This is a genomic window from Phytohabitans flavus (genome assembly GCF_011764545.1).
Classification (GTDB): Bacteria; Actinomycetota; Actinomycetes; order Mycobacteriales; family Micromonosporaceae; genus Phytohabitans; species Phytohabitans flavus.
Genome location: NZ_AP022870.1, coordinates 340,686 through 355,452, shown reverse-complemented (window position 1 = coordinate 355,452; position 14,767 = coordinate 340,686). Strand labels below are relative to the sequence as shown.

12 protein-coding genes and 5 pseudogenes are annotated in these 14,767 nt (G+C 72.7%); 6 read left to right on the top strand and 11 right to left on the bottom strand.

Going from position 1 to position 14,767, the window contains the following annotated elements:
- Positions 1-13 precede the first annotated feature (13 nt).
- From Pflav_RS01595 to Pflav_RS01580, 4 genes are all read left to right on the top strand, one after another.
- A complete protein-coding gene (locus Pflav_RS01595) occupies positions 14-706 on the top strand; it encodes a response regulator transcription factor (RefSeq protein ID WP_173033159.1) in 693 nt (230 codons plus the stop codon).
- Positions 703-1,932 (top strand): sensor histidine kinase, encoded by a 1,230-nt coding sequence (locus tag Pflav_RS01590; RefSeq protein ID WP_173033157.1) that lies wholly within the window; start codon positions 703-705, stop codon positions 1,930-1,932. Before Pflav_RS01595 ends, Pflav_RS01590 begins: the two co-directional genes overlap by 4 nt.
- A gap of 92 nt (positions 1,933-2,024) precedes the next feature.
- On the top strand, positions 2,025-2,588 hold the full coding sequence (locus Pflav_RS01585) for a PepSY domain-containing protein (protein WP_173033155.1): 564 nt from the start codon (positions 2,025-2,027) through the stop codon (positions 2,586-2,588).
- Between the two features lie 152 nt (positions 2,589-2,740).
- Positions 2,741-4,567, top strand: a complete 1,827-nt coding sequence (locus tag Pflav_RS01580) for an AMP-dependent synthetase/ligase (RefSeq protein WP_173033153.1) — start codon at positions 2,741-2,743, stop codon at positions 4,565-4,567.
- Positions 4,568-4,718: 151 nt separating this feature from the next.
- Here the strand turns inward: Pflav_RS01580 and yczR are convergent.
- A pseudogene (gene yczR / locus Pflav_RS01575) lies at positions 4,719-6,169 on the bottom strand (MocR-like transcription factor YczR).
- 59 nt (positions 6,170-6,228) lie between these two features.
- Between yczR and yczE the strand changes: the two are divergent.
- Positions 6,229-6,899 (top strand): annotated as a pseudogene (gene yczE / locus Pflav_RS01570) (membrane protein YczE).
- Here yczE and Pflav_RS47775 read toward each other — a convergent pair.
- Positions 6,840-7,678, bottom strand: a pseudogene (locus Pflav_RS47775) (family 20 glycosylhydrolase). The pseudogenes yczE and Pflav_RS47775 sit on opposite strands and share 60 nt — an antisense overlap.
- A complete protein-coding gene (locus tag Pflav_RS47075; RefSeq protein ID WP_173033150.1) occupies positions 7,675-8,274 on the bottom strand; it encodes a family 20 glycosylhydrolase in 600 nt (199 codons plus the stop codon). The pseudogene Pflav_RS47775 and the gene Pflav_RS47075 overlap by 4 nt, the downstream one beginning before the upstream one ends.
- A 58-nt stretch (positions 8,275-8,332) precedes the next feature.
- On the opposite strand from Pflav_RS47075, the gene Pflav_RS01550 reads away from it, so the two are divergent.
- Positions 8,333-8,749, top strand: a complete 417-nt coding sequence (locus Pflav_RS01550; RefSeq protein WP_173033149.1) for a hypothetical protein — start codon at positions 8,333-8,335, stop codon at positions 8,747-8,749.
- Positions 8,750-9,172: 423 nt separating this feature from the next.
- On the opposite strand, the gene hisF is transcribed toward Pflav_RS01550, so the two are convergent.
- From hisF to hisD, 8 genes and pseudogenes are all read right to left on the bottom strand, one after another.
- Positions 9,173-9,934, bottom strand: coding sequence for an imidazole glycerol phosphate synthase subunit HisF (gene hisF / locus Pflav_RS01545; protein ID WP_173033148.1), 762 nt, complete (start codon positions 9,932-9,934; stop codon positions 9,173-9,175).
- Positions 9,931-10,650, bottom strand: a complete 720-nt coding sequence (priA, locus tag Pflav_RS01540) for a bifunctional 1-(5-phosphoribosyl)-5-((5-phosphoribosylamino)methylideneamino)imidazole-4-carboxamide isomerase/phosphoribosylanthranilate isomerase PriA (RefSeq protein ID WP_173033146.1) — start codon at positions 10,648-10,650, stop codon at positions 9,931-9,933. The genes hisF and priA overlap by 4 nt, the downstream gene beginning before the upstream one ends.
- A 17-nt stretch (positions 10,651-10,667) precedes the next feature.
- Positions 10,668-10,985: a hypothetical protein gene (locus Pflav_RS01535; protein ID WP_173033144.1), complete on the bottom strand. Its 318-nt coding sequence runs from the start codon at positions 10,983-10,985 to the stop codon at positions 10,668-10,670.
- Positions 10,978-11,572 (bottom strand): annotated as a pseudogene (gene hisH / locus Pflav_RS01530) (imidazole glycerol phosphate synthase subunit HisH). Before hisH ends, Pflav_RS01535 begins: the two are co-directional and overlap by 8 nt.
- 12 nt (positions 11,573-11,584) lie before the next feature.
- A complete protein-coding gene (locus tag Pflav_RS43060; protein ID WP_197938898.1) occupies positions 11,585-11,752 on the bottom strand; it encodes a hypothetical protein in 168 nt (55 codons plus the stop codon).
- The gene (gene hisB, locus Pflav_RS43055; protein ID WP_197937821.1) at positions 11,749-12,360 is read right to left on the bottom strand and encodes an imidazoleglycerol-phosphate dehydratase HisB; all 612 of its coding nucleotides are present in this window, start codon (positions 12,358-12,360) and stop codon (positions 11,749-11,751) included. Before hisB ends, Pflav_RS43060 begins: the two co-directional genes overlap by 4 nt.
- Positions 12,357-13,435: pseudogene (locus tag Pflav_RS43050) on the bottom strand (histidinol-phosphate transaminase). Before Pflav_RS43050 ends, hisB begins: the two are co-directional and overlap by 4 nt.
- A complete protein-coding gene (hisD, locus tag Pflav_RS01520) occupies positions 13,432-14,724 on the bottom strand; it encodes a histidinol dehydrogenase (protein ID WP_173033140.1) in 1,293 nt (430 codons plus the stop codon). Before hisD ends, Pflav_RS43050 begins: the two are co-directional and overlap by 4 nt.
- Positions 14,725-14,767 lie beyond the last annotated feature (43 nt).

Here is a 14,767-nt window from a genome sequence, read left to right as displayed (position 1 = left end):
TAGGTTGCCTTCTGTGGCCCGCCTGCTGCTCGTCGAGGACGACCTCGCGATCCGTACCCCGCTGATCCGGGCGCTGCGCGAGCGCGGGCACGCGGTGGCGGCCGCGCACACCGCGATGGACGGGCTTCAGACCGCGCTCAAGGAGCGCCCCGACCTCGTGGTGCTCGACCTCGGCCTGCCCGACCTCGACGGGCTGGAGCTGCTGCGGATGCTGCGCGGCGTGAGCACGGTACCCGTCATCATCGCCACCGCCCGCGACGACGAGGCGGAGATCGTGCGCGGCTTGGACGCGGGCGCCGACGACTACGTGGTGAAGCCGTTCACGGCGGCCCAGCTCGACGCCCGGGTACGCGCGGTGCTGCGCCGCGGCGCCGGCGACCCCGGTGAGTCCGCGGTGGTGGTCGGCGAGCTGCGCGTCGACCCGCGCTCGCGGGAGGCCACGCTGGGCGGGACGGCTCTGGACCTGACCCCGCGCGAGTTCGACCTGCTGCACCACCTCGCGGCCCGCGCTGGGCAGGTGGTGACGAAGCGCGAGCTGTTGACCGAGGTGTGGCAGGTGCCGTACGGCGGGGCGGACAAGACCGTCGACGTACACCTGTCGTGGCTGCGCCGCAAGCTCGGCGAGACCGCGCAGGAGCCCCGCTACCTGCACACGGTCCGCGGTGTCGGGGTGCGGCTCTCGGCCCCGGCCACGGGCACCTCATGAGGCAGCGGCTGGCGCTGCTCGTCACCGCGACGGCGTGCCTGGTGCTTGTCGCGTTCCTCGTACCGCTCGCCGTGCTCATCCGCGCCGTCGCCGAGGACCGCGCGGTGGTCACCGCCACCGGCGAGCTGCAAGGTTTGGTGCCGCTGGCCGCCACTACCGACACGGCCGACCTGGCCGCGCTCGCGTCCGGTGCCAGCCGCCCGGTCACCGTGTACCCGCCCGACGGCCCACCGGTTGGCGCACCGGCACCCCGTACCCCCGCTGTGGAGCTGGCCGCCCGGGGCCGCAGCCTGACCGCGGAGGCCGACGGCGGCCGCGAGATCGTGGTGGGCGTGCAGGGCCGGCCGGACGGCACGGTGGTACTGCGCACGTTCGTGCCGGCCGAGGAGCTCACCCGGGGCGTCACCCGTGCCTGGCTGGTGCTGGCCGCGCTGGGCGTGGCGCTGGTGCTGGTCGGCCTCTTCGTCGCCGACCGCCTCGCCCGCTCGCTCGTCGCCGCCATCACCGAACTGTCCACAGTGTCCCATCGCCTGGCCGGCGCCGAGCTCGACGCCCGCGCCACCCCCGCCGGCCCGGCCGAGCTCCGCGACGTGGCCGGCGCCCTCAACCACCTGGCCGGCCGCATCCAGGACCTGCTGCGCGAGGAACGCGAGCAGGTGGCCGACCTCTCCCATCGCCTGCGCACCCCGCTGACCGCGCTCCGCCTGGAGGCCGAGGCCCTCGCCGATCCCGCCGAGGCCGCGCGCGTGACATCCGGGGTCGACGCGGTGGAACGCGCGGTGAGCGGCCTCATCCGCGCCGCCCGCCGCGCCGCGCCCGCACCGTTCCTCGCCGAGTGCGACGCCGCCGCCGTGGTACGCGACCGGGTGGCGTTCTGGTCGGTGCTGGCGGAGGACACCGGCCGCGCGGTCAGGCTGGACCTGGTCCCCGGCCCGCTCCCGGTCCCGGTGGCGGCCGAGGACCTGGCGGCGGCGGTGGACGCCTTGCTCGGCAACGTTTTCGCGCATACGCCGGACGGGACCCCGTTCGCGGTGAGCCTGACCGCCGACGGCGTACTGACGGTCGCAGACGAGGGTCCCGGCCTCCCGGAAGGCGCCGGCGAACGCGGCGAGAGCAGCGCCGGCTCCACCGGCCTCGGCCTGGACATCGCCCGCCGCGCCGGCCGCGCCCTCGTGCTGTCGGCCGCCCCGGCCGGCGGCGCGGTGGTCACCCTGAAACTCCGGTGACGGCTCCGCCGGCGCTCTTAGCGCGGCCTTAGCATTCGCACAGCGCGCCCCTAGCCAGCGCCGCGCGAACCTCCATGTCAAGGAGGTGCGTCATGGCACGCAAGTCATTGCTGGTAATGGTCGCCGGAGCGGCCGCCGTGGGGGTCATCGCGACCGGAGCGGCCGCGGCGGCGTTCACGGGTGGCTCTAACGACCGGCTCGGTGTGGCGGTCTCGTCGACGCCGTCGGACGACAGCACACCGTCGGACGACTTCACCACGCCGTCCGACGACTTCACCACGCCTTCGGACGACAGCACGCCGTCCGAGGACAGCTCGACGCCGCCGGGTGACGACAACAGCACGCCGCCGTCGGACGACCCGACCTCGAAGGCGCCCGCCGCCGACGCGGTCAGCCGGGACCGGGCGATCGACATCGCGCTCGGCAAGACCGGTGGTGGCACGGTGGTCGACACCGAGCGGGAGTGGGAGCACGGCCGGCCGGCCTGGAAAATCGAGATCGTGAAGGGCGGCGTGGAGTACAAGGTCTACGTCGACCGCGAGACCGGCGGCATCGTCAAGTACGACCGCGACGACGACCGCAGCGGCAGTGGTAGCAGCGGGCACGGGGGCGACGACGACCGCGGCGGCAAGGGGCGCGGCGGTTACGACGACTGATCCCGCGTAGCGAAGTGTCGGCCGCGTCCCGCCCGGATGTGGCCGACACCGCTGTGCGGGACTTGGCGATACGGCGGGGCGTCAATACCCTTTGGTCACACTACCTTAACGTGACGGCGATCACGTCGTAGACCTGTGAGGCGGCCCCCGCTATGTCTCTTGAGATTCCATACCGATCCATACCGGACATGTTCCTGAAGCGTGTCGCGGCCACCCCCGACCGCGACGCGCTCGCCCACCCGGCACCGGACGACTCCGGGCCGGTGTGGCTGAAGTGGTCGGAGATCGGTCGCCGGTCCAAGGCGATCGCGGCCGGCCTCGTCGGGCTCGGCGTCGGCGTCGAGGACCGCGTCGCGATCATCTGCAACACGCGGCTGGAGTGGATCCTCGCGGACCTCGGCATCATGTGCGCGGGCGGCGCGACGACCACCGTGTACCCGACGACGGAGCCGGAGGACGTCGCGTACATCATCGGCGACTCGGGCTCGATCGTCGTCATCGCCGAAAACGCCACCCAGGCGGGCAAGCTCGCCGGTGCCAGCCTGTCGGACGTGAAGCACGTCGTGCTCATCGACGGCACGGCCGACCCCGCCGCCTCGCCGCCGCAGACCACGCTCGCCGACCTGGAGGCCGCGGGCGCGGAGCGGCTGGCGAGCGAGCCCGACCTGATCGAGAAGGTCACCGAGGGCATCACCCACGACCACCTCGCGACGCTGATCTACACGTCGGGCACCACCGGCCGCCCCAAGGGTGTCGAGCTGCTGCACGGCGGGTGGTGCTGGCAGGCGGTGGCGCAGGCCGGACCGGGGCTGATGGAGCCGCACGACCTCCAGTACCTGTGGCTGCCCCTCTCCCACTCGTTCGGCAAGACGCTGATCAGCGGGATCATCCACGTCGGCATGCCCACGTACGTGGACGGGCGGCTCGACAAGCTCGTCGACAACCTCTCGGTGATCAAGCCAACGCTGATGTGTGGGGCGCCGCGCATCTTCGAAAAGGTGTACAACCGTGCGGTGTCGTCGGCCCAGGACGCGGGCGGCATGAAGGCGAAGATCTTCTCGTGGGCGGTGCGCACCGGCAAGCAGAAGGTGGCGCTGGAGCAGGCCGGCAAGCCGGTGCCGTTCGGGCTCGCGACCAGGTACGGCGTCGCCAACAGGCTCGTCTTCAGCAAGCTCCAGGCCCGGCTGGGCGGCCGCATCCACAAGCTCGTCTCCGGCGCCGCGCCGCTGTCGGTGCCGATCGCCGAGTTCTTCGCCGCGGCGGGGCTGCCGATCGGCGAGGGGTACGGGCTGACCGAGACGAGCGCGGGCAACTTCGTCAACCGGCGCGAGCGGGTCAAGATCGGCACGTGCGGTCCGGCGCTGGGCGACCTCGAATGCAAGATCGCCGAGGACGGCGAGGTGCTGCTCCGCGGCAAGCCGGTCATGCGCGGCTACCACAACCTGCCCGAGGAGACGGCGGCGGCGTTCACCGAGGACCGGTTCTTCCGCACCGGCGACATCGGCGAACTCGACGCGGACGGCTTTCTGCGCATCACCGACCGCAAGAAGGACCTGGTCAAGACCTCCGGCGGCAAGTACATCGCGCCGTCCCACATCGAGGGCATGTTCAAGGCGCTGTGCCCGTACACCTCGCAGGTGGTCGTGATCACGCAGGGCCGCAACTACTGCACGATGCTCGTCACGCTCGACCCCGACGCGATCGTGGGGTGGGCAGCCGGCACGCCGCTGGCCGGCCGGCCATACGGTGAGATCGCCGCCTCCGCCGAGGCCCAGGCGATGGTGGCCGGCTACGTCGAGCAACTGAACACCAAGCTCAACCGCTGGGAGACCATCAAGAAGTTCACGATCCTGCACCGCGACCTGACGATCGAGGACGGCGAGATGACGCCCTCCATGAAGATCAAGCGCCGCATGGTGGAGGCCAACTTCGCCGGCGAGATCGAGAGCATGTACGAGGGCGCGCTCGCCGAGATCTAACCCACGCGTTCGAGGGGCGAATCCGGCTTCCGGGTTCGCCCCCATCAAATAATCTGAGCTACCGCGATGTCCGCGCTGGTCCGGACCGCGGTCCGGACCACCGCGGGCGTCGCGGTAGCTCGAATCTTCGTCTTGGAGGGGTGGGCCGGGGTCAGGTGAGGATGGCGGGCTCGCGCCACTGGGGCGGCGGGTGCGGTCTAGGTCGTAGCGGACGGCGGCCAGTCGCTTCACCGCGTCCTCCAGGTCGGAGGCTGGCAGCGTGAATGGCAGGCGGACGAAGCGCTCCAGCGTGCCGTCGACCCCGAAGCGCGGGCCTGGCGCCAGCCGCACGCCGACCTCCTCGGCCGCGCGGGACAGTGCGCTCGACACCGGGCCGTCCAGCTCGGCCCACAGTGTCACGCCGCCGCGTGGCACGCGGATCCCCACTCGGGCAGCTCGCGCTCCAGCGCCGCGACGAGTGCGTCGCGCTGCTCGGCGAGCTGGCGGCGGCGCTCGGGCACGATCGTGTCCGCGCGGTCGAGCAGCTGCACGGCCACGAGCTGGTCGAGCACCGGGCTGGCCATGTCGACGCCGACCCGCAGCGCGGCCAGCCGCTGCACCAGTGGGGCCGAGGCGCGCACCCAGCCGATGCGCAGGCCGCCCCAGTACGGCTTGCTCATCCCGCCGATCGACACCACCCGCGAGTGGCGGTCGTAACAGGCCACCGGCGGCGGCATCTCGGTGCCGTCCAGCGGGAGGTCCACAAAGGACTCGTCGATGACCAGGTCGGTGCCGGCGGCGTGCGCTGCCGCCACGACCCGTTCGCGCAGCGCGGCCGGCATGAGGTGGCCGGTGGGATTCTGGAACTCCGGGATCAGGTACGCCAGTCGCGGCCGTGTCTGCCGCAGCCCGTCCAGCAGCAGGTCGGTGTCCCACCCTCGTCGTTGTCCAGGCCGTGGGTGGCGATCCGCGCGCGCCGTGCGGAGAGCGCGGCCAGCGCGTTGGGATAGGTCGGCGACTCCAGGAGTACGGGTGCGCCGGGCGGTGCCATCAGCCGCAGCACAAGGTCGAGCGCGTGCTGGGTACCGCTGGTCACCATGATCTGGTCGGGGCTGGTAGTGAGGCCACGGTCGGTGTACCCCTGTGCCACCGCCTCGCGCAGCTCGATGATGCCGGTCGGGTGGTAGCCGGCGCCCGACACGTACCGCTGGAGGCCCTGCGCGGCGGCCGCGGCGGCCGGCATCAGCTCGGGCGGGGCGGCGAGTGCGGCGCACCCGAGGTCGATCATGTCGAGGTCGTCCTGCGGGGTCCACAGTCCCGAGCTGGCCACCCGGTGACCGCCGGGGAGGGTCGTCCAGCTGCCCGCGCCCCGCCGGCTCGTAAGGTGGCCCGACTCGCGCAGCTCGCGGTACGCGGCCGTCACGGTGGTGCGGCTCACCTTGAGCGCCTCGGCTAGCTCCCGCTCGGCCGCGAGCCGTACCCCAATGGCAGCCGCCCGTCGGCGAGCAACCCCCGGATGGCGCCCGCGAGCGCGGCGTAGTCGGGGTTGCGCCGGCGGCCCGGCAGCGCGTGCCAGTGGCCGAGCAGGCGAGCGAGCTGGCTGCCTCTGACGGTGCTGGTCATGCCACCCTCCCTAGATTGGCCGTTGGAGAGAATACCAATCTGGCACGAGAGTGGACATCATGATCGTGATCGAGCGGGCCACTCGACGGCTGACGCAGCTCTTCACCGGCCTCGCGCTGTACGGCGCGAGCATGGCCCTGATGATCGAGTCGCGGCTCGGCCTCGACCCGTGGGACGTGTTCCACCAGGGGTTATCCGAGGTCACCGGCTTACGCTTCGGGCTGATCGTGATCCTCGTGGGCGCGGCCGTGCTGCTGCTGTGGATCCCGCTCCGCCAGCGCCCTGGCATCGGCACGGTGGCCAATGTGGTGGTGGTCGGCCTCGCGGTGGACGCCGTACTCATGCTGCTGCCCACCGCCGGGCCGATGGCGCTCCGGATCACGTACCTGGTCGCCGGCGTCGTGCTGAACGGCGTCGCCACCGGCCTCTACATCGGCGCCCGCCTCGGCCCGGCCCACGGGACGGGCTGATGACCGGTTTCGTGGCGCGGAAGCCGAGGTTTTCGATCCGCCTGGTGCGCACGGTCATCGAGGTGACTGTGCTGGCGGTGGGCTGGCTGCTCGGCGGCACGGTCGGCGTGGGCACGGTGCTCTACGCGGTGGCGATCGGCCCACTCGCGCACGCGTTCATCCCGCTCTTCACCGTGCCGCCACGCCCGGCCCCGCAGCCCTCAGCTCAGCGGGCGGTACCGGACCCCGAGGCGGTCCAATCGACCGAGGTGGCCGGTTAGCCGCTGCCGGAACTCGCCGAAGTCGCCACCCGGCCCGGTCCACCCCAGCTCGGCGAGCGCCGAAAGCCGCGGGAACGCCCGCCACTCGACGAGGTCGGTCGTTGGCAGGTACTCGCACCACAGCTGCCCCTGCACGCCGATCACGCCGTCGTCGGGGCGGTAGCCGTACACCTTCTCCAGCGGAAGCGGGCCGTTGATCGCGAGCGGCTCGTCCGGGTCCTCCACCGTCTCGGCCCAGTCGAAGTACGTGTGGCTCTGCGGCGCGGCGATCACCGGGTGGCCGGCGTCCAGCGCGACCCGTACCCGGCGCTCCGCCTGCCACGCGAAGACCGTGGCGCCGGCCGGCGCCGCGCGGTCGACGAGCTCGTCCCAGATGCCCACCTTGCGCCCCGCGCGGCCAGGTGCTCCGCGAGCCGCCCGGCGAACCACCCCTGCAACTCGCGCACGTCGTCCAGCCCCAGCGCCGCGGCCCGGGCCAACTCGTCGGCGCTGGCCCGCCACTCCTCGACGGGGACCTCGTCTCCGCCGATGTGCACAAACTCGAACGGGAACACGTCCACCACCTCGTCCAGCACGTCGAGCACGAACGAGATCGTGGTGTCGGAGAGGTTGAGGATGTGGCTGGAGATGCCCCAGGTGGTGCGTGTCTCGTGCTGCCGCGAGGGCACGTTTCCCAGCTCGGGGTAGGCGGAGATAGCCGCCTGGGTGTGGCCGGGCAGGTCGATCTCCGGCATGATCCGGACGCCGCGGCGGGCGGCGTAGGCGACGAGGTCGCTCAGCTCGCGCTGGGTGTAGAAACCCCATGGGGTACACCGTCCTCGCGCCCCTCCCGCGCGTGCCCTTCCGGCGACTCGCGGCGGAAGCCGCCGATCTCGGTGAGCCGAGGGTACTTCCGCACCTCGAAGCGCCACCCCTGGTCGTCGGTGAGGTGCAAGTGCAGGGTGTTGAGCTTGTGCATGGCGAGCAGGTCCACGTACCGGTAGATGAACGGCATCGGATGGCACCAGCGCGCCACGTCGAGGAGTGAACCACGCCACGGGTACACGGGGCGGTCGACAACGTCGACGCAGGGCAGCCGCCGCGGCTCGCGGTCCGGGATGAGCTGGAGCAGCGACTGCACCGCCCAGCGCAAACCGTCTTCGGTGGCGGCGGTGGCGGTTACCCCACTGGGGGTGACCAGAAGGTGATATCCCTCGGCCCCGAGCGCGGGGTCGTCGCGGATCTGGAAGGTGATGGCGTCACCGTCCGTAGTGGGCAACGGCAGCAGCTCACGCACCAGATCGGCGATCGCGGGCGGGCCGCTCAGGCCAACCCCTTCGGCCAGCTCGAAGTGTCCATCTTGGACAGTGGCGCCCGCGGATCGAGGAAGCAGCATACTGATCAGCAAATCACATGGACTACCGGTAGGCAGGCCCCCAAGGCAAGATGTCGCCATGGTGGAGGCGGGTTGGGATCGGAGTGACGCTTGGATCTTCGTCTCGGTGGTCATCGGCGGCGGCGCCGGGCGGCACCTGCGCTCCCCCAACACCCGCCGGCCCGAGGGCGTGCCGCTGGCCGGGCTGCTCGCCACCGCTGAGCACCTCCAGGACGCCGTCCCCGGCCGCGACGAGGTAGAGACTGCCGTCCAGCGCCTCTGCGGCGCCGGCCTGGTCACGGTCCATGACGGGTTCTTCCGCCTGACACCCGCCGGCGAGACGCTTTGGCGCACACGGCCGCGATCTGGCCTCTCCAGCACCGTCGACACCATGCACGGCATCCTGACCCGCAACCGGCCACCCGGCTCGGACCCCACCTGGACCCTGGCCGAGTCCGACTACACGGCCGCGGTCCGCGCCGCCTTCGCCCCCTGACCGACTGCTCAGTCAGCCCGCAGCTTCAGCGGACCGAGACGGTCTATTGAGGGATGAAGATTTGGGCTACCGCGATGTCCGCGGTGGTCCGGACCGCTGCTCCCGCGGCCTCACCCTCCGCGTCACACAACCCCCGCCCGCGCGGCCAGCGGCCGTGCTCTGCCACGACAAGCTCTCGACCTGGGCGCGCGGATGCGCCCGGCGAGCAACCGGCGCCGGTCGCCGCCAGGCGACCGCAACCGGCTGGGCGCAGTGCTGCGCCCAGCTCGAGAGCACCCGTAAACGAAGCCGCGCGACGCCGCGGGCCGCGAGCACCGGGGTGGTTGTGAACAGCGGATGGGTGAGGCCGCGGGAGCAGCGGTCCGGACCACCGCGGACATCGCGGCAGCCCTCTAAAAGCCCTTGATCGCCGCTCCCGCGGGGTCAGCGGACAGGGGTGCCCGCCTCGCGGAGCGTCTGCTTGACCTCGCCGATCGTCAGCTCTCCGAAGTGGAACACGCTCGCCGCCAGCACCGCGTCCGCGCCCGCCTCGACGGCTGGTGGGAAGTGGGCTCGGGCGCCGGCCCCGCCGCTGGCTATCACCGGGATCTCGACCACCTCGCGGACCGCCCGGATCAGCGGCAGGTCGAAGCCGGCCTTGGTGCCGTCGGCATCCATGGAGTTGAGCAGGATCTCGCCCGCGCCAAGCTCGGCCCCGCGCCGCGCCCACTCGACCGCGTCGATGCCGGTGCCCCGCCGGCCGCCGTGGGTGGTGACCTCGTAGCCGCTCGGTGTGTCCCCCGTGCCGCGCACGTCGAGCGAGAGCACCAGCACCTGGTTGCCGAACCGGTCGGCGATCTCGGCGATCAGCTCCGGGCGGGCGATCGCCGCGGTGTTGACGCCCACCTTGTCGGCGCCGGCCCGCAGCAGGGTGTCCACGTTGTCCACCGAGCGGACGCCGCCGCCCACGGTGAGCGGGATGAAGACCGACTCGGCGGTACGGCGCACGACCTCGAGCATCGTGCCGCGGTCGTCGGAGGAGGCGGTCACGTCGAGGAACGTGAGCTCGTCCGCGCCGGCCGCGTCGTAGGCGGCGGCCAGCTCGACCGGGTCGCCGGCGTCGCGCAGGTCGACGAAGTTGACGCCCTTGACCACCCGGCCGTCGTCCACGTCCAGGCAGGGAATGACCCGAACCGCCACACTCACGACAGGGCCGCCAGCGCCTCGGGCACCGTGAACGCCCCGGCGTACAGCGCCTTGCCCACGATCACGCCCTCCACCCCGTCGGCCTCCAGGGCGGCCAGCGCGCGCAGATCGTCCAGAGTAGACACACCGCCGCTCGCGATGACCGGCCGGTCGGTACGGGCGCAGACCTCGCGCAGCAGGTCGAGGTTGGGGCCGGTGAGCGTACCGTCGCGGTGCACGTCGGTGACCACGTACCGCTGGCAGCCCGCCTTCTCCAGGCGCTCCAGCACCTCGAAGAGGTTGCCACCGTCCTTGGTCCACCCGCGCGCGGACAGGGTGTGACCGCGGACGTCGAGGCCGATCGCCACGCGGTCGCCGTACTCCGCGACGACCCGGTCACACCACTCCGGGTTTTCCAGGGCGGCGGTGCCGATGTTGACCCGGGCCGCGCCGGTGCCGAGCGCGCGGCGCAGCGACTCGTCGTCGCGGATGCCGCCGGACAGCTCCACGGCCACGTCCAGCCGGCCGACCACGTCGGCGAGCTGCTCGGCGTTGGAGCCACGGCCGAAGGCGGCGTCCAGGTCGACGAGATGCACCCACGAGGCACCGTCGCGCTGCCAGGCGAGGGCCGCTTCGAGCGGGTCGCCGTACACGGTCTCGCTGCCGGCGGCGCCCTGCACGAGACGGACGGCCTGGCCGTCCGCGACGTCGACGGCGGGGAGGAGGACAAGGCTCACGGAGACTCCAAGCGGGACTATGTGCGGCGGCCGAGCGCGATGACCACGACGGCTGGCAGGACGAGCACGAGCAGGACGATCAGCACAAGGCGCAGGCCCAGCGGGTCGACGAGGAACCAGGCGGCGGCGACGAGCACGGTGGTGACCGCGGCGATACCGGCCCGCTCGTACCGGTTGCGGCGCGCGAGCAGGCGCCCGGTGCGGCGGCGGCGCGGCAGGGTGGGCTTGAGGCGGCGCAGTGCCTCGCGGCGGCGCCGGCGGCGAGCGGCGGCCGCCTTCTCCCGCGCGGCGAGCGCCTCCCGCTCGGCCCGCCGCCTGGCCCGCTCCTTAGACAAGGGTCGCTACCCAGTTGCGCAGCAGCGCCGCCCCGCGTCACCGGACTTCTCCGGGTGGAACTGCGTCGCCGACAGCGACCCCCGCTCCACCGCCGCCACGAACGGCACGTCGTGGGTGCACGTGGTGACGCCGGGCCGGAGCCGAACGCGGCGTACGAGTGGACGAAGTAGAAGCGCGTGCCCACCGGCAGCCCGGCGAAGAGCACCGAGCCGGCGGCCGGCTCGACCGTATTCCACCCCATGTGCGGGACGCGGGTGGCGGGCAGCCGGGTCACGCCGCCCGGGATGAGGCCCAGGCCCTGGGTGACCGTGCCGTGCTCCTCGCCGTACTCGAAGAGGATCTGCGCACCGACGCAGATGCCGAGCACCGGCCGCCCGGCCGCGACCCGCGCCGCGATGACGGGGCCGGCGCCCAGCTTGTCGACGCCGGCCATGCACGCCGCGAACGCGCCGACCCCCGGCACGACAAGCCCGTCCGCGGCGGCGGCCGCGTCGAGGTCGGGGGTTACGGTGACGTCGCCGCCGGCCCGGGAAAGGGCCCGCTCGGCGGAACGCAGATTGCCGGAGCCGTAGTCGAGGACCACCACGCTGGGGCCACGTCATCCCTCCCCGGGGATCAGCCACAGCACGCCACCGCCGGCCGCGAGCGCGGCGAGCACCGCGACCAGGCCGACCGCGCCACGCGCCGCGCCCTGCTTGTGCAGCGACCAGGCACCGCCGGCCAGCACCCCAGCGAGGGCGAAGAGGACGACGGGCAGGAAGCTCATAGCATCCCCTTGGTGCTCGGCACCGCGCCGGCCGAGCGCGGGTCGATCGACGTCGCCTCGCGCAGGGCCCGCGCGACCGCCTTGAACTGCCCCTCCACCACGTGGTGCGCGTCCGGGTGGCCGCCGGGGCGAGCCGCCCGCAGCACGGTCACGTGCAGCGTCACCTTGGCCGCCTGGCCGAACGACTCCCACACGTGGCGGGTCATGCTCGTCGGGTAGACCGGCCCGATGTACGGGGCGAGGGCGGGCTCGTCGTGCACCACGTACGGCCGGCCGGACAGGTCGACCGCGGCCTGCACGAGCACCTCGTCCATGGGTACGACGGCCGAACCGTACCGCCGGATGCCCGCCTTGTCGCCGAGCGCCTCCGCGAACGCCGTGCCCAGCGCGAGCGCGGTGTCCTCCATCGTGTGATGCGCGTCGATCTCCAGGTCGCCCACCGTGTTGACGGTCAGGTCGAAGCCGCCGTGCCGGGCGATCTGGTTGAGCATGTGGTCGTAGAAGCCGACCCCGGTGCTGATCTCGCCCTTGCCGGTGCCGTCGAGGTCGATCTCGACCAGCACCTTGGTCTCCTTGGTGACGCGCTCGATCCGGGCGGTGCGAGTCATGCGAGTGCCTCCAGGAAGGCGTCCGTTTCCGAGGGGTACCGGCGGTCACGCGCAGCCACCCGGGCAGGCCCACGTCGCGCACGAGCACACCACGATCGAGCAGCGCCCGCCAGGCCTTTTTCTGGTCGCCGCCGACCGCTTTCTGGTCGCCGTGGACCGCGAAGAGCACGAAGTTGGCGTCGCTGTCGGCGACCTGGTGGCCGCGGGCGCGGAGCGTCGAGACGATCCGGTCACGCTGCTCCTTGATCGCCTCCACAGTGGCCAGCAGCGCGCCGCGGTGGGCGAGCGCCGCGCGGGCGGCGGCCTGGGTGAGCGACGACAGGTGGTACGGCAGCCGCACGAGCTGCACCGCGTCGACCACCGCCGGGTCGGCCGCGAGGTAGCCCAGCCGCCCGCCGGCGAACCCGAACGCCTTGCTCATCGTGCGGGTCACCACCAGCCGCTCGTGGCCGGGCAGCACGCCCAGCGCGCTCGGGGTGCCGGGGCGGGCGAACTCCGCATACGCCTCGTCGACCACCACCATGCCCGGCGCCGCGTCCAGCACCGCGGCGACCACGGCCGGATCCAGGGCGGTACCGGTGGGGTTGTTGGGCGAGCAGAGGAAGACAACGTCCGGCCGGTGCCGCTCGACCTGCTCGACCGCGTGTGCCGCGCTCAGCCCGAAGTCCTCGGCCCGGTAGCCGTCGACCCATGCGGTGCCGGTGCCCTTGGCGAGGAGCGGGTGCATCGAATACGCCGGCGTGAAGCCCAGCGCGGTCCGCCCCGGCCCGGCGAACACCTGGAGCAGCTGCTGCTGGATCTCGTTGGACCCGTTGGCCGCCCACACCTGGTCGGCGGTGAGGCCGTGTCCCAGGTACGCCGCCAGGTCGGCCCGCAGCGCCACCGCGTCCCGGTCGGGGTATCGGTTGAGGTCGCGCAGCTCGGCCTGGAGCGCCTTGCCGATCGCCTCGACCACCGCGTCGGGCACCGGGTACGAGTTTTCATTCGTATTCAGCCGGACGGGCACGTCGAGCTGCGGCGCGCCATACGGCGACAGGCCGCGCAGGTCGTCGCGGATCGGGAGATCGGTGTTCACTTGAACCGCGCCTCCACAGCCTGGCCGTGCGCCGGCAGGTCCTCCACAGTGGCGAGCGTGACCACATGGCCGGCCACGTCGCGGAGGGCGTCCTCGGCGTACTCGATCAGGTGGATGCCGCGCAGGAACGACTGCACCGACAGCCCCGAGGAGTGGCGGGCGCAGCCGCCGGTGGGGAGCACGTGGTTGGAGCCGGCGAGGTAGTCGCCGAGCGACACCGGCGACCAGGCGCCCACGAAGACCGCGCCGGCGTTTCGGACCCGGAGCGCCCAGGCTCGCGCGTCGACGGTCTGGATCTCGAGGTGCTCGGCCGCATACGCGTCAACCACCCGCAGCCCCTGCTCCAGGTCGTCGACCAGGACGACCCCCGACTGCGGGCCGGTCAGCGCCTCGGTGACGCGCCCGGTGTGCTTGGTCGCGGCCACCTGGCGGGCCAGCTCCACCTCGACCGCCTCGGCGAGCGCCACCGAGGGCGTGACAAGCACGCTCGCCGCGAGCGGGTCGTGCTCGGCCTGGCTGATCAGGTCGGCGGCCACGTGCACCGGGTCGGCGGTGTCGTCGGCGAGGATCGCGATCTCGGTGGGCCCGGCCTCGGCGTCGATGCCCACGACGCCCCGGAGCAGCCGCTTGGCCGCGGTGACCCAGATGTTGCCCGGCCCGGTGATCATGTCGACCGGGGCGCACTCGCCCTCGACCCCATACGCCAGCATCGCGATCGCCTGGGCGCCGCCCACCGCATACACCTCGTCGACGCCGAGCAGCGCGCACGCGGCCAGCACCCGGGCGTCGGGCAGGCCGCCGTTGTCGACCTGGGGCGGGCTCGTGACGACAAGCCCTTCGACGCCGGCGACCTGGGCGGGCACGACGTTCATGACCACGGTGGACGGGTACATGGCCAGGCCGCCCGGCACATACAGCCCGACGCGGGACACCGGGACCCACCGCTCGGTGACCGTGCCGCCCGGCACCACCTGCGTGGTCACGTCGGTGCGCCGCTGGTCGGTGTGCACCTTGCGGGCCCGGGCGATCGCCTCGGTCAGCGCGGCCCGCACCTCGGGGTCGAGCGTCTCCACCGCCGCCGCGATCGCCTCGGCCGGCACCCGGAGCCGCTCCAGCCGCACCCCGTCGAAGCGCTCGGTCGCCTCCTGGATCGCGGCGAACCCATGCTCCCGCACCGCCTCCACGACCGGGCGGATCTTGTCGACCGCGGCGGAGACGTCGAGCTGGGCACGGGGCAGCAGGTCACGCGGGTCCGTGGCGCTACCGCGCAGGTCGATCCGGTTGAGCACGTACCGAGTCTATGCGGGCACCTAGATGTGGCCGTCCAGGCCC

What these genes read in the sequence shown, in the direction of transcription:
- hisB (WP_197937821.1), bottom strand. Translation starts at nt 12,360, where the DNA reads ATGACTCGCACCGCCCGGATCGAGCGCGTCACCAAGGAGACCAAGGTG.
- Pflav_RS01590 (WP_173033157.1), top strand. Translation starts at nt 703, where the DNA reads ATGAGGCAGCGGCTGGCGCTGCTCGTCACCGCGACGGCGTGCCTGGTG.
- Pflav_RS01580 (WP_173033153.1), top strand. Translation starts at nt 2,741, where the DNA reads ATGTCTCTTGAGATTCCATACCGATCCATACCGGACATGTTCCTGAAG.
- Pflav_RS01585 (WP_173033155.1), top strand. Translation starts at nt 2,025, where the DNA reads ATGGCACGCAAGTCATTGCTGGTAATGGTCGCCGGAGCGGCCGCCGTG.
- Pflav_RS47075 (WP_173033150.1), bottom strand. Translation starts at nt 8,274, where the DNA reads ATGCTGCTTCCTCGATCCGCGGGCGCCACTGTCCAAGATGGACACTTC.
- Pflav_RS43060 (WP_197938898.1), bottom strand. Translation starts at nt 11,752, where the DNA reads ATGAGCTTCCTGCCCGTCGTCCTCTTCGCCCTCGCTGGGGTGCTGGCC.
- Pflav_RS01550 (WP_173033149.1), top strand. Translation starts at nt 8,333, where the DNA reads ATGGTGGAGGCGGGTTGGGATCGGAGTGACGCTTGGATCTTCGTCTCG.